The organism is Acutalibacter sp. 1XD8-33 (assembly GCF_003612555.1).
GTDB lineage: Bacteria > Bacillota > Clostridia > Oscillospirales > Acutalibacteraceae > Acutalibacter.
This window is the reverse complement of record NZ_RAZF01000011.1, coordinates 59,186-84,410: the sequence shown is the minus strand read 5'-3', so window position 1 is coordinate 84,410 and position 25,225 is coordinate 59,186. Positions and strand designations below refer to the sequence as shown.

Genomic DNA, 25,225 nt, shown 5'->3' with positions numbered 1-25,225 from the left:
TCGTCCTTCGGACGAACCGCCGGGGGAAACGGGCCTTGCCCGTTTCCCCCACGGCCATTTTGCGGCTCGCCGCAAAATGCGAGCGGGGCGGATGCGGGGGGCTGGCCCCGCGGACCGAAAGCCTGCCAAACGCGCCCTACCTGGGGCGCGCCCATAAAAAATGAAGCATGTCTTTGAGACGCGCCCCAGGCGGAGTGCGTTCAGCTGGCTATCCACACGCGGGGACAGCAAAAGGCGAAAGCCGGGGGCGAAACAGCTGGCTTTTTCCGGGACTAGGAAACTTTTTTTCTTGTAAAAAGTTTCCTCTTGCCGCTGCGCGGCAATTCACCTTCAAAAATACGCTTCTCAGGTGTTTAAGGGCAAGGTCGTGGGGCTCCGCGCCCCACACCCCCGCCAGCTTAAGACCCGCTGGACCGGTCACAGTTGTTCCGTAAATCGTTCACGACGAACGAAGTGAGGAGTGGGTAAAAGTTTCGTCCACCTTTTCAAAGGTGGTGGGAGTTTGAGGGCAACGCCCTCAAGGTCTACAAAAGGAGGTAATCATTATGAAGCGAGTAGGAATTCTCACCAGCGGCGGCGACTGCCAGGGCCTGAACTCGGCCATTCGGGGCGTTGCCAAGGGGCTCTATGAAGAGTTTGGCAAAAACGTGGAGATCTACGGCATCAAGGACGGCTATAAGGGCCTGATTTTCGGGGAATATAAGCTCATGGAGCCCTCGGATTTCTCCGGCATCCTCACCCTGGGCGGCACCCTTCTGGGCACCTCCCGCCAGCCCTTCAAGACCATCCGCGTCATCGACGAGAACAGCGTGGACAAGGTCGCCGCCATGAAGTCCCACTATAAGAAGATGAAGCTGGACTGCCTGGTGATCCTGGGCGGCAACGGCACCCAGAAAACCGCCAACCTCCTTCGAGAGGAGGGCCTGAACGTCATCCACCTGCCCAAGACCATCGACAACGACATCTGGGGCACGGACGTGACTTTTGGCTACCACAGCGCGGTGGAGGTCGCCACCAACGTGATCGACTGCATCCACACCACCGCCACCTCCCACGGCCGGATCTTCATCGTGGAGGTCATGGGTCACAAGGTGGGCTGGCTCACCCTCTCGGCGGGCATCGCCGGCGGCGCGGACGTGATCTTGCTGCCGGAGATCCCCTACGACATCGACAAGGTCGCCAAAACCCTCCAGAGCCGCATCGATAACGGCAAGAAATTCTCCATCCTGGCCGTGGCGGAGGGCGCCCTCTCCAAGGAGGAGGCCAAGCTCTCCAAGAAGGAGTTCAAGAAGAAGCGGGCCGAGGAGAACCACCCCTCCATCGTGTACCGCATCGCCGAGGAGCTGGGGGACAAGATCGACAACGAGATCCGGGTGTGCGTGCCCGGGCACTTCCAGCGGGGAGGCAGCCCCTGCGCCTACGACCGGGTCCTCTGCACCCGCCTGGGAGCCACCGCTGCCCGGTTCATCAAGGAAAAGACCTTCGGCGTGATGGTGGGCATGGTGAACGGGGAGACCGTGCCTGTGCCCCTGGGGGACGTGGCGGGCAAGCTGAAGTCTGTGCCTGTGGACTGCGGGGAGATCAAGGCCGCCCGACAGATCGGCGTCAGCTTCGGGGACTGAACCCAGGCTGTTCTCAATAATAAAAACATGTGAAGGAGTTTTACTATGAACTTTCCCATCATCTCTCTGCCGCCCTTTACCGCCGTGACCTCCGGCCCGGACCCAGAGATGGACTTCTCCCCGGAGGGCGTGCTGGGCAGATTCAACGCCCACTTCAGCACCATTAAGCCCAGCCCCAGGGACAGCTTTCGGCCCAGAGACTTTCTCTTCTTCAACGGGGAGGCCGGGGGCCTGGAGTGGTGGTACGCCTGGGAGGAGGGAATGCCGGACGGGGGCTTTGAGAAGGTCTCCTTCGACGGCGGCCTCTACCTGACCTACACCTACCGGGACCACGACGAGGAGGAGAACCAGCGGCTCTATGAAGCGGCCGTGGAGTTTGCCAAGAGCAGCGAGATCTTTGACCTGGACGAGCGGCGGGGGCACTACTCCATGGGGCACATCATCACGCCGCCGAAGGTGATTGAAGCCCAGGGCTTTGCCCTGATGGAGTGCTTCGTGCCGGTGAAGATAAAGTAGATCTCTATTTTTTGTGATATGTGGGGCGCGCCCCAGGCGGAGCGGGTTCGGCGGGCTCTTGGCCCGCGAAGCTGGCATACCGCGCCAAGCGGGTGCGAGGCGCAGGCTAGGCTTCGCGGTATGTCACGAGTTTTGCGAAGCAAAACTCGCCGGACTGGGCGCGAAGCTGGCATACCGCGCCAAGCGGGTGCGAGGCGCAGGCTAGGCTTCGCGGTATGTCACGAGTTTTGCGAAGCAAAACTCGCCGGACTGGGCGCGAAGCTGGCATACCGCGCCAAGCGGGTGCGAGGCGCAGGCTAGGCTTCGCGGTATGTCACGAGTTTTGCGAAGCAAAACTCGCCGGACTGGGCGCGAAGCTGGCACACGCAGTTAGCTGAGAGCGGAAAAGCCCGCCAGGGTAAAAGTTTGTGGGGTTTGGGGTGAAACCCCAAGGTCTTGCCCTTGACCTTACCTCCTGAGAAGCGTATTTTTTGAAGTGGTGAATCATAGTTAATGCTCGCTTCGCTCGATTAACTATCCGAGTTTTGCAAAGCAAAACTCTTGCAAGAGGGCGCGGAGAGTTCATCTCGCTGTGCGAGATGAATCTCTTTTACAACTGAAAAAAAGCGCCCTAGTACCAGGGAAAGCCAGCGACTTCCCACCCCAGCTTTCGCCTTCTGCTGTCCCCGCGTGTGAATAGCCCACCCAACGCGCTCCGCCTAGGGCGCGTCTCAAAAAGTACTCTATTTGTTATACGGGCGCGTTGGGCGCGTGAGTGCGCGCGTTAGCTAGTTGCGGAGCACAGGGCCGGGCAGGTCTTTGGGCTGGTTCCAGGCGCTCAGCTGGCTTTCGCCGCATCCCCCCGCTCGGGTTCGTCCTTCAGACGAACCGCCGGGGGAACGGGTTTCGCCCGTTTCCCCACGGCCATTTTGCGGCAAGCCGCAAAATGCGAGCGGGGCGCCTAACGCCGAGAATAGAGTGAGGAAATAGCTTAGCTTCGTCAGGCGTCATGAGTTTTGCAGAGCAAAACTCACCGGGCTGGGTGCCAGACGCACGGCGCGGACCATAGCGAAAGGAGATAGCGGAGTTTCGCCGTCGTGACAAAAAGATAAACACTCGCGCAGCTCGGTTTATCTTTCCGTTTTGCTTCGCAAAACTCTGCTGGGCTGAGTGCGCATACACACAGAGCTGGCTTTCTCCGGGACTAGGAAACTTTTTTCTCAGTTGCAAAAGAGATTCATCTCGCACGGCGAGATGAACTCTCCGTTTCCTCTTGCCGATGTTTTGCAAAGCAAAACTCGGATAGTTAACCGAGCGCAGCGAGCGTTAACTATGATTCACACCTGCAAAAATTGCGCTTCTCAGATGTTTAAGGTCAAGGGCAAGACCTTGGAGGCTCTGAGTCTCAGCTGCCGCTTCGGTCGGCGACGGGAAATCGCCACTGGCGATTGTCGCCCTCCAAACCTCCGCGAGCTTTTGAAGAAAGCTAAGACTTCGCAGAGCGAAGTCTGCAAAACTTTTACCCTGGTCAGCTGGGTGCGACTCCGTTATCATTCTTATAAAAAACAAACCAGAAAGGAAGATCGTTATGAAATTCTCAGTCAGTCTCTACAGCTTCTTCAGCGCTGTCCAGAGCGGCGAGCTCACCCTGCTCCAGTGTGTGGCCAAGGCCAAGGAGCTGGGCTTCGATGCCATCGAGGCCGTGGACTTCTGCTTCGGCTGCCCTCCCGAGGAGATGCCCCAGAAGGCCCGGGAGCTCAAGGCCGAGGCCGATAAGCACGGCCTGTCCATCTCCTCCTTCGCGGTAGGCGCGGACCTTTTGAACGGCCTGGACGGCTCCGGAGACGTGCAAAAGGAGATCGCCCGGGTGAAGGGCATGGTGGACATCGCCGAAATTTTAGGGGTCCCCCGGATGCGCCACGACATCACCATGGGCCAGAAGGGCTCTCCCAAGAGCTACGCTGCCCTGGTCCCCCAGCTGGCGGAATCCGTGCGGGAGATCGCCGACTACGCCGCCTCTAAGGGCATCCTCACCATGACGGAAAACCACGGCTTCTTCTCCCAAGACTCCCAGCGGGTGGAGCTCCTCTACAACACGGTGAACCATCCCAATTTCGCCCTGCTCTGTGACATTGGCAACTTCACCTGCGCCGACGAGGACCCCGCCAAGGCGGTGGCCCGGGTGGCCCCCTACGTGAAGTACGTCCACGCCAAGGACTTCATCGTCAAGAGCTACTACGACAACGACCCCGGCGAGGGGGCCTTCCAGACCCGCTCCGGCAACTACCTGCGGGGCACGGTGATCGGCCACGGCAACGTGCCGGTGAAGCAGTGCCTGCACATCCTGAAGGCCGCAGGATACGACGACACCATCGCCATCGAGTTCGAGGGCATGGAGCCCGCCGTGTCCGCCATCCGCATCGGCCTTGCCAACCTGAAGCGCTACTGGGAAGAGGCCTGATTGTATAGTAAACGCACGTGAAAATCGGTAAATACCGATTTTCACGCTAGGCGGCTGAGGAGGTCGTGACCTCCCTGCCGGGTTCAAAAGAGGCATTCTACCTCTTTTGAACTGCGTTAACTATAAAACCCCTCTCGCCGAAGCAGCTGCACAAACTCGCGCATTCTGCCGGAGTCCACGTCACATTCAAACTGAAAGGAAAATCCCAGTTCCTTCTCCTGGGATTTTCTTATATTTTCCCGAAAGGCCTCCATGTCCATGCCAGGGGCGTAGTAGTCCGGATCCAAATATTGCTCTATGCTGAACACCTCAAAGGGTATGCCGGCAAATTTGTCCAGGGAGTAGTCCAATGTCTCCAGCCGGCCGCGTTTCGTGGTGAGGCTGACCGAATCCAGATTGATTTCTATGTCGCAAACGCCCTGGACAGTGATAACCGGGATAGGGTATTCCGCCCGTTCATACTCGCCCTGGTCATTTTTATAGTAGTGGCCGTTGTACCATCCCCATTTTGTCTCCGGCATTCCGTCACGCAGGCCGTGCCTCAAAGCGCCGCACCTGGTTTGAAGCTGTTCATATATCTCATTCCGTTCTTTCATGTTCATTTTAATCCCGCCCTCCTTCGTTTCCTTGCAATTATATCATCAGGAAAGGACCTGTACAATGCTTAATTTTGGAACCATCGGCACCGGATGGATCACGGACGAATTCATCGCCGGGGCCAAGGACAGCGGCCTGTGGGAGCTCGCGGCCGTCTATTCCCGGGATCTGGAGCGAGCCCGGGCCTACGCCCAAAAGCACGGGGCAAAGCTGGCTTTCGCCACTGTGGAGGAACTTGCCTCCTGCCCCCAGGTGGACGCGGTGTACGTGGCCAGCCCCAACGCCCTGCACCATGCCCACTGCAAGACCCTTCTGGAACACGGCAAGCATGTGATCTGCGAAAAGCCCCTCTGTGCCCAGGCCGCCAAGGTCCGGGAACTCTACGCCCTGGCGGAAAAAAAGGGCCTGGTCTTTCTGGAGGCCATCATGTTTCTGCACCAGCCCCAGCTGAAAAAGCTGGAATCCGCCCTGGGAGAAATCGGGCCCGTCTCCATGGCAAAGCTGGACTTCTGCCAGCGCTCCTCCAAGCTGGACCGGTATCTCTCCGGCGAGCTGCCCAATATCTTCAACCCCCGCCTGGAAACCGGGGCTTTCATGGACCTGGGGGTCTACTGCGTGTACCCCGCCCTCTACCTCTGGGGCAAGCCCAGCGGGTTCCGGATCAGCTGCCGGCGGATGGAATCCGGCGCGGACGGCAGCGGCGTAATTACCCTGGAATACCCCGGCAAGCTGGCGGTGCTCACCTACTCCAAGCTGAGCCAGGCCGGGGCCAACTCAGATTTCCAGGGCCCGGAGGGCACCGTGGCGGTGGAATCCATCTCAAAGCTGGGGGGCATCTCCCTCTGGCGGAAAGACGGCTCCCAGGAGGAGATCTACGGCCAGGACGAGAAATACAAGCTCATGGGCAACGAGGCCAAAGACTTTTACCGCTATATCACAGAGCCGGAGGCCAGCCGGGAGGAGTACACCCGGTGCGCTCAGCTGGCCGTGGACGTGGCCGAGTTTATGGAGGACGTGCGCCGGGAGGCCGGGATCCGCTTCCAGAGTGACAAGACCTTGGGGGCGCCGGTCTCGCCTGCCGGCTCGGTCGACGCTTGACGGTCCCAAACCCCCGCAACCTTTGAGAAAGGTAAGGCTTTGCAGAGCGAAGTCTTAGCTTCCTTCAAAAGCTCGCAAGGTATGGGACGGCGTCCCACGGTCTTGACCTTGCCCTTAATAGCCTAAGAAGCGCATTTGGGGTGTGTGAATCATAGTTAACACTCGCTGCGCTCGGTTAACTATCCGAGTTTTGCGAAGCAAAACTCTTGCAAGAGGCCCGGAATCAGCCAGCTCCGGGCGCGGGATCCCAGCAAAAAGTTCCCGTCCGGCTGCGTGCTTATCGCCAAGCTGCCCCGCGCGCCGTTCCCCCCATAAAATACAATTACACAGCGCGGCCAGAACAAAAGAGGCTTCCTCAGATGGGAGGCCTTTTTGCCGCCTGGGACGGGGATTTCCCGAAAAAACTTTCAAAATCTTCTTTCCTCCTCCGAAAAAATTGAAGGTTTTTTCAGAAAATTAGTACACGCTATTTACAAATCGCGAAGAATATGGTATACTTTTTGAAAGAAAGCGGCTCTGCACACTTGTCTTTCCAGAAAGCATGCTTTCTCAGACCAGGGCTTGTCTGAATCAATATTTTCGCCGGGCCGGACCCGGCGGTTGGGGAGAGGATTTATGCGGACAGCGGGAATTAACCTGGAACATACCAAAAAAACCAACCGGCTGCTTATTTTGCGGCTGCTTTGCAGCGGGAACGGCTTTTCCCGGGCAGAGCTGGCCCGGAGGACCGGTCTTGCCAAAATGACTGTTTCCAATATCACCAACGAGCTGGTCAAGGCGGGACTCATCGAGCCCCTGGCTGCGGAGCACCAGGGGGCCGGCCGGCCGCCTGTGCGTCTGGGGCTTACCCGCCGGTCCCCGGCGGAGGTGGGGCTCTTTCTGCGCCGGGACAGCTGCACGGGCATCTGCGCCACCATGGATATGGAAATTTTGAGCCAAGTGGAGTTCTCTTTGGGTCCCGGGGAAACCGCCAACACCCTTTTGGACAAGACGGAGTCCGCCATCCGATACCTGGTCCAGCACTGTGAAAACCGGGAGGTCTTTGGGGTGGGCATCGCCGCCATGGGCCCTCTGGACTATGCCCGGGGCGAGCTGATGACCCCGCCCAACTTCTACAACATCCGCCATGTGGCCATGGCGGAGACCCTGCGGGAGCGTCTGGGGATTCCCGTGTTCCTGGCCAACGACATGGACGTTTCCGCCTCTGTGGAAAAGCTCTATGGCAAATGCGTGGACCTGCGGAACTTCGTCTATGTGGGCCTTACCAACGGCGTGGGCGCGGGGCTGCTGCTGAACAACTCCCTGTTTCTGGGCAACCACGGCTTTGCCGGCGAGCTGGGGCACATGACCATCGACAGCGCTGGCCCCCTGTGTACCTGTGGAAACCGGGGCTGCCTGGAAACCTACGTGAGCGTGCCCCGGATTATGCAGCAGTTCCGCCGGGAGCTGGGCCGGGAGTTTGAGGACTTTGGAGAGCTCTGCGGTTTTTGCGAGCAGGACCCGGCGGGGGCCGCCCTGCTGGACACGCTGCTGGAAAAGCTCTCTACGGCCCTGATCAACCTGTGCAACCTTACGGACCCGGAGGCCATCGTTATCGGCCACTCCGGCGCGCTTTTCACGGATTCCCAGCTGGAATCCATCGAAAAACGGGTGAACCAGGGAATCCTGGCCAAGGGGCTTTCCAAGGTCCAGGTAATGCGCAGCGCCTTTGGTACTCAGGCCTCTCTCTATGGCGCGGCCGCGCTGCCCCTGCAGCAGGTTTTTGTCGGCAATCTCTGCTATGAAAAGTTTTTCGAGATAACGCCCCCCTGCCCGTCCAAGAGAAAACGGCGCGGCCAGGCCCCAGAGCCGGACCCGGACTCTCCGGAGCAGGAGCTGGAACCGGACCTCCAGGTCCTGGAGGAGCCGGACGAACCGGACGAACAAGAGGAACAGCAGGAAGAACAGGAAGCAATTTAAGAAGCCGTACCAGTAGACGTCTGCATTCCCTTTTCCGGCAAATTCAGCCGAGAAGCGACGTTGTGAAAACTTGCCGAATCGCAAGACCATAAATGGTCTGATTGCCGGCGTTTTCACGCCTTGCTCTCTACTGAATTTCCTCGAAAACCGAAACACAAATCCTATCGGTACAGCTTCTAAAGAAAGGATTTTCATTATGATGGATTTAGTCCATGACTTTACCCGCTTTGAGGATCTGCACCAGGCCGCCGGGACCGACCCCGGCCCCTGGCAGAGGCGGATTCTAGCCGAGCTGCGGTTCGCCCTGGTGCTCTCCAACGCCGGGGACAGCCGCTTTGAAAAAGAAATCGCCGCCGCCGAAGAAATCCTCCGCCAGAGCGTGGCGCAAGAGGGCGTGATTACCAACTCCGCCGCCCAGAAGGCTGAAGAGGCCCTTCTCCCCTGCGCCCAGGCCGCCAAGGCCTACGAGTTCCTCTGCGTGGCCCACGCCCACATCGACATGAACTGGATGTGGGGCTTCCATGAGACGGTGGGCGCCGCCGTGGACACCTTCCGCACCATGCTGGACATCATGGAGGAGTACCCGGGGTTCCGGTTCTCCCAGTCCCAGGCCTCGGTGTACCGGATCTTGGAGCGCTTCGCCCCGGATATGCTGGAGGAGGTCCGGGCCAGGGTGAAGGAGGGACGCTGGGAGGTCACCGCCTCCACCTGGGTGGAATCGGACAAAAACCTGCCCAGCGGCGAGAGCCTCACCCGCCAGTATCTGCTGGCAAAGCGCTACCTCTGCAGCCTTCTGGACCTCTCCCCTGAGGACCTGTGCATCGACTTTGAGCCGGACACCTTCGGCCACAACGCCAACGTGCCGGAGATCGCCTCCCACGCCGGGGTGAAATACTACTACCACTGCCGGGGCTGCACCCCGGAGGACATCATCAGCCGCTGGCGCGCCCCCTCCGGCGGGGAGCTGCTGGTGTTCACCGAGCCGGACTGGTATAACGCGGACATCGGCTACCATCTGGCGGAGCAGGCCGTGGAGCTGGAAAAGCGCACCGGCTCCTCCACCCTTTTGAAGGTCTATGGCGTGGGCGACCACGGCGGCGGACCCACCCGCCGGGACCTGGACACCTTCCTGGAGATGGACGGCTGGCCGGTGTATCCCCGGTTCCGCTTCGCCACCCTGCGGGAGTACTTTGAGAGCCTGGAGGCCCGCCGGGAGAGCTTCCCCATCAAGGACCAGGAGATCAACTTCCTGATGGACGGCTGTTACACCACCCACTCCCGGATCAAGGCCGGAAACCGCCGCAGCGAGCGGGCCATGGCCTCCTCCGAGCTGGCCTCTGTGATAGCGGACGCATACGCCAAGGCCCCCTACCCCGCCGGGCTCTACACCGACGCCTGGGAGAAGGTGCTCTTCAACCAGTTCCACGACATCATCCCCGGCTCCGGCGTGGTGGAGACCACGGAGTACGCCTCCGCCCTGTACCAGGAGGCGGGCGGCGCGGCCCAGACCGGGCGCAAGCTGGCTCTGCGGGCCATCGCGGGGCAGATCGACAGCGCCTCCCTCCTGCCGGAGAGCGGGCGCCAGTTCTCCAGAGGCGAAGGGGGCGGCGCGGGCTTTGACATGTGCGGCCGTGCCCAGGGCAAGACCCGCCTCTATCATGTGTTCCAGAACCAGCCCCAGGACCGGGCCCTGCCCGTGGAATTCGTGGTGTGGGACTATGAGGGGGACGAGAGCCGCCTTGCCGTACGGGACCCGGAGGGCAACTGGCTGGACACCCAGATCATCGACCAGGGGGAATCCTGGGGCCACCACTACGCCCGGATTCTGGCGAAAGTCTCTGTGCCCGCCTGCGGGTGGTCCACCTATCTGGTGGGAGAAAAGCCCGTGGAGGCCCGTTGGAATGTGCTCAACGACCTGCGGGTGCAGGTGCCGGACAGCTTTGTCCTGGAAAACAGCAAGCTGCGGGCGGTGTTCTCCCCGGACGACGGGGCCCTGGTGTCCCTCATGGACAAGGAGGGCGGCACGGAGCTGATCCCCGAGGGCAAACGGGGGCGGTTCCTCTTCTACCAGGAGAGCCTGCGCAAGGAGGCCGTCCACGGGAACCCGGGCATGAGCTCCTGGCTGGTGGGCCACCGCCGGGAGGGGACCCCTCTGGAGCGGATCGAGGTGCGCTCCCTGCCCAGCGGCCCGGTGCGGGGGCGCATCGAGGTGTCCGGGACCTTCGGGACCGCCTCTACCCTGCGGGCGGAGATCTGCCTGGACCAGGACAGCAGCGCCCTGCAGTTCAAGCTGGACGTGGACTGGAGGGAGTTCGGCGGCGAGCCCCAGGGGGTGCCCTGCCTGTGCTTCGCGCTGCCCGAGGGGTGCAGCTACAACACCTACACCTTTGACATTCCCTTTGGCTTTGTGAAGCGGGAGGGCCGGGCCATGGACCTGCCGGGCTCCAGCTTTGTGATGGCTGGGGAGACGAGCCGCAGCGCCCTGATTCTGGCGGCGAAGGAGAAGTACGCCTACCGCTGCGGGGACGGGGCCATGTCCCTGGTGCTGATCCGGGGGGCCTACGAGCCGGACCCCATCCCGGAGATCGGCCAGCACCAGCTGAGCTTCGGGGTGATCTGCCAGCCCGGCGGCCAGGACCTTGCCCGCTACGCCCAGGCTGTGCGGGACTTTGACGACCCGCCCTACGCCATGTCCACCAAGCCTCAGAAGGGGACCCTGCCCGTGTCCCAGAGCTTCCTAGCCTTGGAAGAGGGCACCGTCCTGCTCTCCGCCGTGAAGGGCGGGGAGGATCCTCAGCCGGGCGTGGTCTACCTGCGGCTCTACGAGACCGGCGGCAAGGCCTGCCGGGCCAAGCTGACCCTGGGCAAGGAGATCGCCGCCGCCGCCTTCGCGGATACCCTGGAGCGCCCCGCCAGCGGCGAGGTCTCCGCCTGCGGCCGGACGCTGGAGGTCCCCATGGAGGCCTTCCAGGTGGTGAACGTACGTGTTCAGCTGGCTTAAGGTCAAGACCTTGGGGACTCTGGTCTCGCCTGCCGGCTCGGTCGGTTCGCGGCGTGTCTGCAATACTTGGCTTTGCCAAGTATCCGGCAGAACGCTCACCCCCAAACCCCTGCAACCTTTGAGAAAGGTAAGACTTCGTAGAACGAAGTCTACGAAACTTTTACCCACTCCTCACTTCGTTCGTCGTGAAAGTTTTATGGTGGGGTAACATTGGCCGGTCCAGCGGGCCTTACGCTGGCGGGGGTGTGGGGCGCGGAGCCCCACGACCTTGCCCTTGAAATCATGAGAAAACAACGCGGGAGGGTAGCATAAACGTCCCGGTGGGACGTTTTGCGTAGGGGACCCACGTATGGGATCCCCTATCCCGACTGCGGAGCAGGCGGGACGCCCTTGGAAACCGAAGAAGGCCAGCTCTGGGCGCGGTATCCCAGCCAAAAGTTCCCATCCGGCCGTGTGCCTGCCGCCAGGCCATCCCGCGCGCCGTTCCCCCCATAAAAACTCTCAAAAAGTATGCTTTCTGAAAGAAAATAGATATGGGGCCAGAAACTTCTGAGATTCAAAAAGAGGTGACGACATGAAGAAAATTCTCTGCATCGGCGGCGTGACCACCGATATCATTCTTTCTCCTGTAGACAGCCTTCCGCCGCCAGGCGTTCTCCGGGCCGTTCAAAGCGCCAGCACCCATGTGGGCGGCTGCGCGGCCAACGCCGCCATTGACCTGGGAAAGCTGGGCGTGCCCGTGGCCCTGGCCTGCCAGGTGGGGCAGGATACCCTGGGCGATTTCGTCATCGAGCAGGCGGGCGGCGCGGGGGTGGACACCCAGTGGATTGTGCGGGGCGGCGAGCCCACCACCTGCTCTATCGTGTGCGTGAACAGCCAGGGAGAACGCTGCTTCCTCTATTACCCGGGCTCCACCTCCGCCTATTCTATCGAAAGCCTGCCAGCCTCGCCCCCTAAAGACTGCGATATTGTGTTTGTGGCGGAGGCGCTGCTGCTGGATTCCTTCGACGGCCAGCCCGCCGGGGAATATCTGGCCCGCGCCCGGGCTCAGGGCGCCTACACCGTGATGGACACCGCCTGGGACCCGGACGGCGTGTGGATGCCGAAAATTCAGGCGGCCCTCCCCGGCCTGGATCTGTTCATGCCCAGCCTGGAGGAGGCCCAGAAGCTCAGCGGAAAGGAAGATCCCAAGGAGATCGCCGACGTTTTCTTTGGCATGGGCGTGAAGAGCGTGATCGTCAAGCTGGGCAGCCAAGGGGCCTATCTCTGCCCCACCCCGGAGGAACGCTATACTCTGCCCGCCTACCCCGGTATTGCCGTGGCGGACACCACCGGCGCGGGGGATTCCTTCTGCGCGGGGTTCCTGTGCGGCCTGGCGAACGGCTGGGACTTTCGGGCCTGCGGGCAGTTCGCCAACGCCGTGGGAGCTCTGTGCGTCACGAAAATCGGGGCCTCCACCGGCGTACCGTCTATGAAGGAAGTACTGGAGTTTATGGAAAGCCATACTTTTTTGGAGTAGTACGGGCATGGCCTTCGGCGACTCAAGGGCTACTCGCCCTTGAGAATCCTCGCCAACGCAAAGGCGGCGTTGGATCCGCCACCACGCATTCCGCTAACTTTAGCGCACTCAGCTAACCAGCGTAAAAGTTTCGTCCACCTTTTTAAAGGTGGTGGGGATGGAAGGGGGTGACAATCGCCAGAGGCGATTTCCCGTCGCCCCCTAAAAACTCCGCCATCTTTAAGAAAGGTAAGACTTCGCTTTGCGAACTCTTGAGCCTCACGATCTTGACCTTAACACCTGAGAAACGCATTTTTGCCAGGGTGGTGAATAAAAGGTTAACACTCGCTGCGCTCGGTTAACTATCCGAGTTTTGCAAAGCAAAACTCTTAAGAGGGGACGCGAAGCCAGCCAACGAATTCCGAACCAGCAGGCGAGACGCCCTTGGAAACCGGAAGTAGGCAGCGTTGTGCGCCCCGCACCCAGCCCGGAAAAGATAAACCAAGCCGCGCGAGTGTTTATCTTTTTGACGCACTGACGAAACCCAGCCTGTTCATTTTGCCATTCTTGGCGCTGCGTATCTAGCACCCAGCTTTGCAGAGTTTTGCGAAGCAAAACTCGTGACACACCGCGAAGCCCAGCTTGCACCTCGCACTCGCTTGGCGCGGTGTACCCCGCTCGGGTTCGTCCGAAGGACGAACCGCCGGGGGAAACGGGGCCTTGCCCGTTTCCCTGCGGCCATTTTGCGGCTTGCCGCAAAATGCGAGCGGGGCGGATGCGGAGCAGGCCAGCGGTTTCACATCCCGGCTTTCGCCTTTCGCTATCCCCGCGTGTGAAGAGCCCGCCGAATGCGCTCCGCCTAGGGCGCGCCTCAAAAGTATTCACGCGAAGTGAGCACTCCCCGTCAAGAAATCCCCCGAAAACTCCTCTATACTATTGTCATAAACCGAAGCGGGGAGGCAGAGCGATGAACCAAGCGCAGAGGATTCTTTCCACCCTCCGCCTGATCGAAGGGCGGATCCGGGAAAAGCTCACCGTGGAAGAGCTGGCCGGCAGCGCGTACCTCTCCCGGTACCACTACCAGCGGCTGTTCCGGCAGGCGGTGGGCGAGACCGTGATGGGATATGTGGCCAGAAGGCGTATGGACCTGGCCGCAAGGGACCTGGCGGAAACCACCGCATCCGTACTGGACATCGCCCTCAGCCTGGGCTATGACTCCCACGAAGGGTTCAGCCGGAGCTTCCGGGCCTATATAGGCATGAGCCCCAGGGAGTACCGCCGCCGCTTTGGAAAAAACAAGCGGAAGGAGAGGCCAACAATGAAAAAAAGTATGGAGGCCAAGGGAACCAGCAGGACGATGGAGGGCATTCTGGAAGAACTGAGAGGGCTGGCCGCCGCCGCCCGAAACACGGCCCGGCAGGCCCGGGAGCACCGCTGCCCCTGTCCAGAGGCGGAGCGCTTCTACTCCGGCCTGTGGGAGGCAGCCGCCAAACGAAGCGAACGGTCTGCGGAGGAGTTGGACCGGGCGCTGGAACGGATCGAGGCCATGGGCCAAGGGGCCGGGGCTAGGGCCGCGCTGCTGCGGGTGCTGGACGAGACCGCCTTCCAGGCAGAGACGACCGCCTTTCAAGTAGGCGTCACGCTGGCCAGGGCAAAACCCGCCCACCGGCAGGCCTATCAGGAGCTGGAAGAGCGCTTCCGGCGTCTGGCGGAATCCTCCCGGCTGGGCGCGGGAAAAATCGCGGGGCTGATGGAGGAGCTGGCGGAGGAGATCTTCGCCGGTATAGAGGAGGAAACCGGGCGGCTGGCGGCCGGCGCGGTTGAGGCCGGGCGCTCGGCGGCAAAGGTCATCCCCAGGGACCCGCCCTACGGCTATCTTTCCACCGGGCTGGAGGGAATCTGCGCCCGCCTGGATGGCGCGGCGGAGGGGCTCTCCCTCACCCTGGCGGAGGACTGCCTGGCGGCGTTGGATGTTCTGGATTTTTCCGCCCAGGTGGACGCGCTGCGGATGCCGGAGCATGGGGCCCTGTTCGCCGGGATCGAGGGATTCCGCCGCAGGCTCTGGGAGCTGCGGGAATACCTTTCCGGCCTTCCTCTGGACGGGGACGCCAGAGAACCAGAGGTTCCCTCTCTGCCGGTGTTCTTCCTGGAGGCGGAGCTGCAAAAGCTGTCCCCCCATCTGGAAGAGAGCCGAAGGGAGCGTTTGGCGCGCTTAGCCGGACGCATCCGGCAGGGAGAATCCGAGGCCTGGGGCCGGCTGCGCCAGGAAGCCGGGGAGCTGGGAGCCCTGGGAACTGTGCTCTTGTACATTTGCGAGAGAAGCTCTACGTCTATTGATCAGAAAGTATTCTAAAGTGAGAGGAGCCGAATCCATGAAAAAATCTGTCTATGAGGACGCCCGCCGCAGGGCCCTAGAGCTCTACGAAAAGGCCCACATCGTCCTGACTCAGGAGGAAAAAGACCATCTGGAGGTGGCCGACCTGGGCCTTGGCCGCTTGGAGGAAACCGGGCTGCAAATCGTCACCTATGTGAACACCGAGCGCTGCTGCGCCAAGGAAATGTCCCTCTTCCCCGGCCAAACCTGCCCGGAGCACCGCCACGCCCCCATCCCGGAGCTGAACTATCCTGGCAAGGAGGAGACTTTCCGCTGCCGCTATGGCGTCTGCTATGTGTACGTGGACGGGGAGCCCACGGAGAACCCGGTCTGCCAGCCCCCCAAGGGCGACGAGGCCTATTACACCGCGAAGCACCAGGTCATCCTCCACCCCGGGGACCAGTTCACCATGGAGCCCAACACCCGCCACTGGTTCCAGGCCGGACCCGAGGGCGCCATTGTCTCCGAGTTCAGCACCAAGAGCCTGGACGAGTACGACATCTTCACCGACCCCCATATCAAGCGCGTTCCCACTTTGGAGGAATGAGCATTCTGCGAAATTGTTTTTGTGTAATAGAAGGCCTTCGGGCGCAGAGAGTTTCGCTTTGCGAACTCTCCCGCGCCCTATGGCAAGGTCATGGGGCTTCGCCCCACACCCCACCAGGTGCCTAACGCGCCTGGACCGCGCAAATTGTTTGGCTTTGCTGCGACTTATTTGAGCTCTGATAAAGGAGAAGTTTTTATGCTTGTCAACCTGAACGAAGTGCTTCCCAAAGCAAAAAAAGAGGGCTACGCGGTGGGGCTGTTCAACACCGTGAACCTGGAGATGGCCAAGGGCGTGCTGGCCGCCGCCGCGGAGCTGAACGCCCCGGTGATCATCGGCACCGCCGAGGTGCTGCTGCCCTTCGCCTCCCTGGGGGAGCTGGCCCCCATGCTCATCCCCCTGGCCCGGGACTGCCCCGCGCCGGTGGTCCTCCACTTTGACCACGGCCTGACCCTGCCGAAAATCCGGGAGGCCATGGACCTGGGCTTCACCTCTGTGATGTACGACTGCTCGGCCCTCCCCTATGAGGAGAACTGCGAGGCGGTCAGAAAGCTCACGGAGGAGGCCCACAGCCGGGGCGTCACCGTGGAGGCGGAGCTGGGCCATGTGGGCAGCGCGGGCCCGGACGCGGGGGACGGCTCTGTGTACACGGACCCCAAGGAGGCCCTGGACTACTCCACCCGCACCGGGGTGGACGCTTTGGCCGTGGCCATCGGCACCGCCCACGGGGCCTATACCGCCGCGCCCAAGCTGGACATCCCCCGGCTCCGGGAGATTGCCGGGCTGGTGGAGGCCCCCCTGGTGCTCCACGGAGGCTCCGGCCTGTCGGACGAGGACTTCCAAAGCTGCATCCAAAGCGGCGTTGCCAAGGTGAACATCTTCACAGACATCAACTGCGCCGCCGCCCAGGCCGCCCATGACGGCTGGGCCCCCGGAGAGGGCATGACCGGCCTGATGGGGGGCATTGTGGAGAGCGTGAAGGCGGCCACGATCCGGAAAATGCGGGTCTTTGGCTGCCAGGGCAAGGGCTGACTTGCCGCCCGGGCTCTTATAGTAAACGCGCTTGAAAATTGGTAAATATCTCTGAGGTATTCTGCCTCTTTTGAACTACGTTAACTACACCATTTGGGCAAAATTGAAAGAGGCTCAGGCTTCGGCGCTTTTCCGAGGCCTGGGCCCTTTCTCTATGGGGGCGGCAATTTTTGGCAGCTCTGCCGCCCGCGCCTCTATAAAAGAAACTTTCACCCTCTTCTGGCAAGTTTTACAATAATTGCTGCCACTTTTTTTTTTTTTGCTTTTTCACACAAATATTTCGTAAAAACTATTTACAATTGCGAAGGAATATGCTATACTGCTTTTTGTAAATGAGATATACAAATTCCGGCTCTGATCCGGGCCCGCCCGGTTTTGAACAGATTTTATAGAAAACAGGAGGAACCCGCATATGACAAATGCCAAAGAAACCGTCCCAAAGAGATCCTTTTCCCAGCGCTTTGTGCGAAGCCTGAAAAAGCACTGGCAATACTACATCCTTCTGCTGCCCGCCTTGGCCTACTTCATTATCTTCTGTTATGGCCCCATGTACGGCGCGCAGATCGCCTTCCGGAATTTCAACGCCCGGCAGGGCATCACCGGAAGCCCCTGGGTGGGATTCGACCATTTCCTGCGGTTCTTCCGTTCTCCTAATTTCACGAAGCTCTTGGGAAACACCCTCACCATCAGCCTCTACAGCCTGATCGCCGGGTTCCCCTTCCCCATCATCCTGGCCCTTTCCCTGAACGAGCTGAAAAATCAGAAGTTCAAAAAATTCGCTCAGACCGTCACCTACGCCCCCTATTTTATCTCCGTGGTGGTTATGTGCGGCATGTTGATCTCCTTTATGAGCCCCTCCACCGGCATCATCAACAAGGCCATCGGGGCCCTGGGCTTTGAGCCGATCCCCTTCTTGACAAAAGCCGAGATGTTCCCATCCATCTATGTGTGGAGCGGCATCTGGCAGGGCACCGGCTGGGGCAGCGTGATCTATTTCGCGGCTCTCTCCGGCGTGGATCCCCAGCTTTTGGAGGCCGCCACCCTGGACGGCGCCACCCGCTGGCAAAAGATCTGGTACATAAACCTGCCCACTTTGATGCCCACCATCGTGATCATGCTCATCATGAACTGCGGCAACCTGCTCTCTGTAGGCTATGAAAAGACCTACCTGCTGCAGAACTCCTTGAACCTGGCAACCTCGGAGGTTATCTCCACCTATGTGTACAAGGTGGGCCTAGTCAGCGCCCAGTATAGCTATTCCACTGCCATCGGTCTGTTCAACTCGGCCGTCAATATGCTGATGCTGATTCTGGTGAATACCTTCTCCCGGAAAGTCAGCGACAACTCCCTGTGGTAACCAAGACTACGAGAAAGGAATGGTGAGTATACATGACAAACACGGAAGTGCAGAAAAAGCACCGCCAGCGCCTGACAAAAGATGACATCATCTTCAATACCTTTAACTATATTCTGATCTTTATCTTTGTGGCCATCACTCTCTATCCCCTGATCTACGTGGTGAGCGCCTCCATCAGCGAGCCCACCAAGGTGAACTCCGGCCAGATGTGGCTGTGGCCCGTGGGGTTCACCTCCGCCGGATATCAGAAGGTGTTCCGGGATCCCGACATCTGGCTGGGCTATCGAAACACCATATTCTACACCGTGGTCGGCACCCTGCTCAACCTGGCCTTTACCCTGCCCTGTGCCTATGCCCTGACCAAAAAGACCCTGCCCTTTAAGTCCCTGATCAATTTTGTGATCCTGTTCACCATGTTCTTCAGCGGCGGCTTGATCCCCCTGTACATGCTGGTGAACAACATGGGGCTGATGGACACCATCTGGGCCGTTCTGCTGCCCACTGCGGTTTCCGCCTATAACGTGATTATCACCCGTACCTTTATGGATACCAGCATTCCGGACGGCCTGGAGGAGGCGGCGGAAATTGACGGATGCAGCCCCTTCGGGGTGTTCTTCCGGATCGTGCTGCCCCTGTCCTCCCCCATCATCGCCGTTATGGCCTTGTTCTATGGCGTGGGCCACTGGAACAGCTACTTCAACGAGATGATTTTCCTCAGCGACCGGGCCAAGATTCCGCTGCAGGTGGTGCTGCGGGAGCTGATCATCATCACCCAGATGAACACGGACAACGCCGTGGTGAACAACACAGAGGCCAAGACCGCAGCCGAAATGCAGCAGCTGGCCGGGGTCATCAAGTATTCTGTGATGATCGTCTCTACCCTGCCCATCATTATTGTCTACCCCTTCTTGCAGAGATTCTTCGTGAAGGGCGTCATGATTGGTTCGATTAAGGGATAAACCCTTTTATCGATATATTAAGAACAAGTATTCACAACCTGCAATCACCGGCTGAGCGGCCTTTTCGGATCTGCTCCGCGTTAAATTTCCTTAAAATGAAACAATTATTTCTGCGCAAATTTGCCTTGATCAGCTCTGAAAATGCTTGCGCATCCGGTAATTTCAGTTATGAATACCTGTTCAAAAATTTTCACAAAGGAGTGGAAGGAAATGAAAACCAAAAAGCTAGTAGCCCTATTACTGGCGATGCTCATGCTGGTTTCCGTGTTCGCGGCCTGCGGCGGCAACGAGAGCAGCAGCAGCGAGTCAAGCACCCAGGAGAGCAGCAGCGAATCCTCTAAGGAAGATTCTTCTTCTGAGACGGAGAGCAGCGAAGAGTCCTCTGAAGGCGGCGAGACCGAGGCCGGCAACGTGAACCTGGAAGGCTATCCCATTGTCAAAGAGCCCATTACCCTCAGCATGATGGGCGCCCGCGCCGGTATCCACGGCGACTGGGACAAGATGGAGTTCTTTGATATCATGTCCAAAAAGACCAACATCAACTTCACCTATGACACCCCCTCCGGCGAGGTGTTCCAGGAGAAAAAGAATCTGGCCCTGAACAGCGGCAACTATGCCCAGGTTCTGTTCGGCAGCCAGCTGTCCCGCGAAGAGCAGGTTAAGTTCGGCGCCCAGGGCATTCTGCTTCCTCTGGAGGACTACATTGACAAGTATTGCCCCAACATCCTCGCCATGTTCGAGGAGAAGCCCGACGTTCGTCCCTCCATCACCGCCCCTGACGGACACATCTACTCTCTGCCCACCGTTTCTTACAGCCCCCTGATGTCCACTGCCATGTGGGTAAACATCGACTGGCTGGATAAGCTGGGCGTAAAGCCCGAGGATCTGCCCACCGACGTGGACGGCTTCTATGACCTGATGGTCCGCTTCCGGGACGAGGATCCCAACGGCAACGGCGAGAAGGACGAGATTCCCCTGAACGTCTTTGACGACGCCAACAAGGGCGACGGCATCTACAACCAGATGATGGCCTACTTCGGCGTACTGAGCCCCGAAATCTATGTAGACGACGACGGCAAGATCCACTACGGCATGATGGATGAGAACGCCAAGGTTGCCTTCGAGTTCTTCAACAAGATGTACAGCGAGAAGATCCTGAGCCAGGAGATGTACTCTCACTCTGCCGCCGACGCTACCGCTGAAGGTACCGAGGGCCGCAACGGCGCTGGCTACCACGCTCTGCCCCGCTTCATCTTCGGCAACATGGAGATGGAAAAGGAAGCCACCTATCCCATTATGCCCGCCCTGTCCAGCTCTGTGAATCCCAAGCAGACCTGCACCCGCGGCACTGGCATCACCCAGGGCACCTTCTCCCTCACCGACAAGTGCGACGAGGAGACCATGATCGCCATGATGCGTTGGGTTGACTACCTCTACAGCGAAGAGGGTTCCTGGCTGATCCACTACGGCCCCGAAGGCCACATCTGGGAGTACTCTGAGAACGATCCCACCCTGCATAAGTACATCTTCCCCACCGACGGACGGAACGTAGAAGAAGTCCGCGGCGGCGAGATTACTCCTGACTGCGGTCTGCCCCTGCCCAAGTGGGTTCGCGACACCACCGAGGGCGCCTGGGACGACGTGCAGCAGCAGGCTCGTATCGCCTGGTCTGACAAGAGCCTGAACCCCTACAACAAGCAGACTCTGCCCGACATGTTCCTGACTGAGGAAGAGCAGGCTGTGGTAGATATGTACACCACCGACCTGAAGAACTGCCGCCAGGAGAACAGCGCCAAGTTCGTTGTTGGCGAGAAGAGCTTCGACCAGTGGGATGCTTTCACCGACGAGATGAAGTCTCTGGGCGTGGAAGAGGTAATCGCCACCTATCAGCAGGCTTACGATCGGTGGGCCTCCAACAAATAATTGCCCGATTGATGTGCGCTAGATGAACACAAGGGCCGGTCCGGACGGATACAACTTACGCTTTTTGGTTGGGTATCCCCTTCGGACCGGCCCTTATTATATTCTTTCAAGGTCAAGACCTTGGGGCTTTGCCCCAAACCCCACCAGGGGCCTAACGCCCCTGGACCGCGAACGTCACTCCCACTTCGTTCGTCGTGAACACTTTATGTCGTTTGCCGAGCTAACCGAACAACCGTAAAAGTTTCGTCAACCTTTTCAAAGGTTGCGTGGTGTGGGAGAGTTCGCAAAGCGAAACAGGGGGTCTCGCCTGCCGGCTCGGTCGGCGCTTGACGGTCTCCAGCGGAGACCAGCGCCCCCCGACGAGGGTCCCCTACGCAAAACGTCCCACCGGGACGTTTATGCTACCCTCCTGCGTTGTTTTCTCAGGTGTTCAAAGGCAAGACCTTGGGGACGCCGTCCCCAAACCCCTGCGGCCTTTGAAAAGGCCGGCGAAACTTTTACCCTGGTCAGCTTTGCGAAAAAACTAAAATTTACTATCTTCAAGGAGAAAAAATCCATGAAACACCTTTCCGATTACGTCAATCCCTACATCGGCACCATCTCCCACATGCTCACCTCCACCAACCCCGAGGTCATGCTCCCCTACGGCATGGCCCGCAGCACCCCCGTATCCCACGATAACGGCGACTCCTACTGCTGCGATCAGGTCCTGGGCTTCCCCCTGGGCGCGGCCTACGTCATGCCCGGCAAGGGCGGCGATTTCCACAATATCCTGGACCACAGCCGGGAAACCGCCCGCTGCTACTACAAGCGCCTGGAGCTGGAGGAGCACGATATCACCGCCGAGACCACCGTCACCCAGCACGTGTACCTCTACCGCTTCTCCGGCCAGGACTGCCTGCGCCTCAGCTTCCCCGGCGGCGAGGCCAAGGCGGAGGGCAACACGGTAGAGATTACCCTCTCCTGGCCCAACCGGGGCCGCCGCACGCCCCTGCGCCAGTATGCCTATATCCAGCTGGGCCAGGGCGTGGAGCTCACCGGCCAGGAGGAGGACGCCCTGATCTTCCGCGCCCCCGAGCTCACAGAGGTGCGGGGCGCCGTCTCCATGATCTCCCTGGAGAGCGCCAAAAAGAGCCTGGAGCTGGAGGCCGGCGGCCAGAGCTTTGACGAGGTCAAGGCCCGGGCCCAGGAAATCTGGGACGCCCAGCTGGGCAAATTCATCGTGGAGGGCAATACCGAGGACCGGAAAACCGTGTTCTACACCGCCCTCTACCGGGCCTTCCAGCGGATGACCGACGTCACCGAGCACGGCCAGTATTTCAGCGGCTTCGACGGCAAGGTCCATGAGGGCACCTTCTACAACAACGACGGCCTCTGGGACACCTTCCGGTGTATGCACCCCCTGCAGCTGCTGGTGGACGAGCGCCGCCACAAGGACATCCTCCAGAGCTATGTGGAGATGTACAAGCAGAGCGGGCTGATGCCCTGCTTCCCCGGCTTCGAGGGGGACCTGCCGGTGATGATCGGCTTCCACGCGGCCTCCCTCTTCGCGGACGCCATGGCAAAGGGCATCGAGGCCGACTACGAGACCGCCTACGAGGGCATCCGCAAGAACGCCACCGAGCAGTCCATGATGCCCTGGGCCTGCAACGCCCCCGCCGGCGCCGAGGAGGAGTGCTACTGGGAGAAGGGCTTCTTCCCCGCCCTGAAAAAGGGCGAGGCGGAGACCTGCCCCGCGGCCCACGAGTTTGAGCGGCGGCAGTCCGTGGCCGTGACCCTGGAGCACTGCTACGACGACTGGTGCGCCGCAGAAATTGCCGAGCGGCTTGGCAAGCCCGAGGACGCCGAGATGTTCAGAAAGCGCGCCCAGGGCTACAAGAGCCTCTACAACCCGGAGCTGGGCTGGATGGCTCCCAAGTCCATTGACGGCCAGTGGGTGGAGGACTTCAACCCCAAGTTCGCGGGCGGCATGGGCGGCCGGGACTACACCACGGAGAACAACACCTGGACCTACACCTGGTCTGTGATGCACGATCCGGAGGGTCTGGCGGAGCTGATGGGCGGCAAGGAGAAGGCTGGGGAGCGCCTGGACCAGGTATTCCGGGAGGGCTTCCACAACGAGCCCAGCAAGTTCATCTATCTGGGGCAGTTCCCGGACTCCACGGGCCTGATGGGCCAGTTCGCCATGGGCAACGAGCCCTCCTTCCACATCCCCTATCTCTATGATTACTTCGGCCAGCCCTGGAAGGCCCAGAAGAAGCTGCGGGACCTGATGGACATCTGGTTCCCCAACTCCCCCACGGGCATCTGCGGCGACGAGGACGGCGGGGCCATGTCCAGCTGGCTGGTGTTCTCGGCCATGGGCTTCTACCCGGTCTGCCCCGGCAAGGCGGAATATGCCCTGGGCACGCCCCTCTTTGACAGCATGGAGATGAAGATGGAGAGCGGCGCGTCCTTCAAGGTGACCGCCAAGGGCGCTGGCGACGGCCTGCGCTATATCCAGAAGGCCGAGCTCAACGGCAAACCCCTGGACCGGCCCTTCCTCACCCATCAGGAGATCGTCTCCGGCGGGGAGCTGGTGCTCGAGATGGGGGCACGGCCCGCGAAGTAAGGTCAAGGTCGTGGGACGCTGTCCCACACCCTGCAACCTTTGAAAAGGTTGACGAAACTTTTACCCACTCCTCACTGTGTTCGTCGCACATGACGCCAAGAATGGAGAAATGAGCCAGCTGAGTTTCGTCATGTGTCATGAGTTTTGCTACGCAAAACTCTACCAAGCTGGGTGCAAGCGCACTCAGCTAACCAACGTAAAAGTTTTGCAGACTTCGCTCTGCGAAGTCTTAGCTTTCTTCAAAAGCTCGCGGTGGTTTGGAGGGCGACAATCGCCAGTGGCGATTTCCCGTCGCCGACCGAAGCGGCAGCTGAGACTCAGAGCCTCCACGGTCTTGCCCTTGACCTTAAACACCTGAGAAGCATATTTTTGCCAGGGTGGTGAATAATAGGTTAACACTCGCTGCGCTCGGTTAACTATCCGAGTTTTGCAAAGCAAAACTCTTAAGAGGGGACGCGGAGAGTTCATCTTGTGGAACAAGATGAAACTCTTTTACAACTGAAAAAAAGCGTCTCCTGGAAATCGGAACCCGCCATCTGAGCGCACGGGCGTACCAGACTTGGCAGAGTTTTGCATAGCAAAACTCATGACACACCGCGAAATCCAGCTTCCGCCTCGCACATACTAGGCGCGGTGTGCTGGAATCTGGACGAGCCATTGCGCCCAGCAGGCCCCCATAAAAACATTACATAGAAAGAAGGTCCGCCATGCTGAAGCTATACGGCAAATATTTTGCCATCCATCTCAAGTCCGCCATGCAGTTCAAGGGCTCGTTTTTCACCACGCTCATCGCCCAGTTTCTCACGTCCTTCTCCGTGTTCCTAGGCATCTCCTTCATGTTCCAGCGGTTCCACCGAGTGGCGGATTTCAGCTACGAGCAGGTGCTGCTCTGCTACGGCGTCATGCTCATGGGCTTTTCCCTGGCCCAGCTCTTCGCCTCGGGCTTCAAGGTGATGGACAGCCTCATCTCCAACGGCCAGTTCGACCGCATCCTCTGCCGCCCCCGGGGAGAGATCTTCCAGGTGCTGGCCCAGCGCATCGACTTCGTGCGCCTGGGGATGCTGCTCCAGGGGGTGGTCATGCTGGTCTACGGCATCATGAGCTGCCGGGTGGACTGGACCCCCCTCCGGGTGCTCACCGTGGTCCTGATGATAGCGGGGGGCGTGGTCCTGTTCTCGGCCCTGTTCCTCCTGGACGGCTCTATTGCCTTTTTCACCCTCCAGGGGCTGGAATTCATGAACGTGTTCACCTATGGGGCCATCGAGCACGGCAAGTACCCCCTGTCCATCTATGGCCGGGAGATGCTGCTCTTCTGCACCTTCGGTGTGCCCTACGCCCTGGTGCAGTACTACCCGCTGCTCTATGTTCTGGGCCGGTCGGACAACCCGGTGTTCATCTTTCTGCCTCTGGTGGCCTGCCTCTTCGCCGTGCCCTGCTGGATCGTCTGGCGGATCGGCGTCCACATGTATAAATCCACAGGCTCCTGAGGGGAAACACTCCGCATTTCCCCATAAAGTGTGCTTTATATCTTTTTTAAGTGTTTATTAAGGGGCTCGCATGGAGCGGTGGCGCATCCAGATTCCAGCTGGCAAGGAGCGCTCCCGGCTGGTACGCTCGTGCGCTCAGCTAGTCTTTCCCGCGTCCGCCCCGTTCGCATTTTGCGGCGAGCCGCAAAATGGCTGCGGGAGAAACGG

At 59.9% G+C, this 25,225-nt stretch carries 16 protein-coding genes; 15 read left to right on the top strand and 1 reads right to left on the bottom strand.

Features of this window, described 5'->3' with window-relative positions; translation table 11 throughout:
- Positions 1–545 precede the first annotated feature (545 nt).
- The 3 genes from D7X94_RS09570 to D7X94_RS09560 all read left to right on the top strand — a co-directional run bounded on the left by D7X94_RS09570 (position 546) and on the right by D7X94_RS09560 (position 4,578).
- Positions 546–1,622 carry a 6-phosphofructokinase gene (locus tag D7X94_RS09570; protein ID WP_120427497.1) on the top strand — a complete coding sequence of 359 codons (1,077 nt, stop codon included), beginning with the start codon at positions 546–548 and terminating at the stop codon, positions 1,620–1,622.
- A 45-nt stretch (positions 1,623–1,667) separates the two neighbouring features.
- Positions 1,668–2,138 (top strand): hypothetical protein, encoded by a 471-nt coding sequence (locus tag D7X94_RS09565; RefSeq protein ID WP_120427496.1) that lies wholly within the window; start codon positions 1,668–1,670, stop codon positions 2,136–2,138.
- 1,567 nt (positions 2,139–3,705) lie between these two features.
- Positions 3,706–4,578, top strand: coding sequence for a sugar phosphate isomerase/epimerase family protein (locus D7X94_RS09560; RefSeq protein ID WP_120427495.1), 873 nt, complete (start codon positions 3,706–3,708; stop codon positions 4,576–4,578).
- A gap of 116 nt (positions 4,579–4,694) precedes the next feature.
- Here D7X94_RS09560 and D7X94_RS09555 read toward each other — a convergent pair whose 3' ends face one another.
- Positions 4,695–5,180: a hypothetical protein gene (locus D7X94_RS09555; protein WP_120427494.1), complete on the bottom strand. Its 486-nt coding sequence runs from the start codon at positions 5,178–5,180 to the stop codon at positions 4,695–4,697.
- A 58-nt stretch (positions 5,181–5,238) separates the two neighbouring features.
- Here D7X94_RS09555 and D7X94_RS09550 point away from each other — a divergent pair, with 58 nt between their 5' ends.
- From D7X94_RS09550 to D7X94_RS09495, 12 genes are all read left to right on the top strand, one after another.
- The gene (locus tag D7X94_RS09550; RefSeq protein WP_158590977.1) at positions 5,239–6,273 is read left to right on the top strand and encodes a Gfo/Idh/MocA family protein; all 1,035 of its coding nucleotides are present in this window, start codon (positions 5,239–5,241) and stop codon (positions 6,271–6,273) included.
- Positions 6,274–6,888: 615 nt separating this feature from the next.
- Positions 6,889–8,232, top strand: a complete 1,344-nt coding sequence (locus D7X94_RS09545) for an ROK family transcriptional regulator (RefSeq protein WP_120427492.1) — start codon at positions 6,889–6,891, stop codon at positions 8,230–8,232.
- A gap of 196 nt (positions 8,233–8,428) precedes the next feature.
- Positions 8,429–11,233, top strand: coding sequence for an alpha-mannosidase (locus D7X94_RS09540; RefSeq protein WP_120427491.1), 2,805 nt, complete (start codon positions 8,429–8,431; stop codon positions 11,231–11,233).
- Between the two features lie 574 nt (positions 11,234–11,807).
- Positions 11,808–12,752: a carbohydrate kinase family protein gene (locus D7X94_RS09535; protein WP_120427490.1), complete on the top strand. Its 945-nt coding sequence runs from the start codon at positions 11,808–11,810 to the stop codon at positions 12,750–12,752.
- A gap of 946 nt (positions 12,753–13,698) precedes the next feature.
- The gene (locus D7X94_RS09530; protein WP_158590976.1) at positions 13,699–15,084 is read left to right on the top strand and encodes a helix-turn-helix domain-containing protein; all 1,386 of its coding nucleotides are present in this window, start codon (positions 13,699–13,701) and stop codon (positions 15,082–15,084) included.
- 19 nt (positions 15,085–15,103) lie between these two features.
- A complete protein-coding gene (locus D7X94_RS09525) occupies positions 15,104–15,652 on the top strand; it encodes a D-lyxose/D-mannose family sugar isomerase (RefSeq protein ID WP_120427488.1) in 549 nt (182 codons plus the stop codon).
- 195 nt (positions 15,653–15,847) lie between these two features.
- The gene (locus D7X94_RS09520; protein WP_120427487.1) at positions 15,848–16,681 is read left to right on the top strand and encodes a class II fructose-bisphosphate aldolase; all 834 of its coding nucleotides are present in this window, start codon (positions 15,848–15,850) and stop codon (positions 16,679–16,681) included.
- 412 nt (positions 16,682–17,093) lie between these two features.
- Positions 17,094–18,038, top strand: a complete 945-nt coding sequence (locus D7X94_RS09515; RefSeq protein ID WP_120427486.1) for an ABC transporter permease — start codon at positions 17,094–17,096, stop codon at positions 18,036–18,038.
- A gap of 32 nt (positions 18,039–18,070) precedes the next feature.
- Positions 18,071–18,997 carry a carbohydrate ABC transporter permease gene (locus D7X94_RS09510; RefSeq protein WP_120427485.1) on the top strand — a complete coding sequence of 309 codons (927 nt, stop codon included), beginning with the start codon at positions 18,071–18,073 and terminating at the stop codon, positions 18,995–18,997.
- Positions 18,998–19,207: 210 nt separating this feature from the next.
- Positions 19,208–20,920, top strand: a complete 1,713-nt coding sequence (locus D7X94_RS09505) for a hypothetical protein (protein WP_120427484.1) — start codon at positions 19,208–19,210, stop codon at positions 20,918–20,920.
- Positions 20,921–21,476: 556 nt separating this feature from the next.
- Positions 21,477–23,531, top strand: a complete 2,055-nt coding sequence (locus tag D7X94_RS09500) for a GH92 family glycosyl hydrolase (protein WP_120427483.1) — start codon at positions 21,477–21,479, stop codon at positions 23,529–23,531.
- A gap of 707 nt (positions 23,532–24,238) precedes the next feature.
- Positions 24,239–25,018: an ABC transporter permease gene (locus tag D7X94_RS09495; RefSeq protein WP_330558194.1), complete on the top strand. Its 780-nt coding sequence runs from the start codon at positions 24,239–24,241 to the stop codon at positions 25,016–25,018.
- Positions 25,019–25,225: the final 207 nt, after the last annotated feature.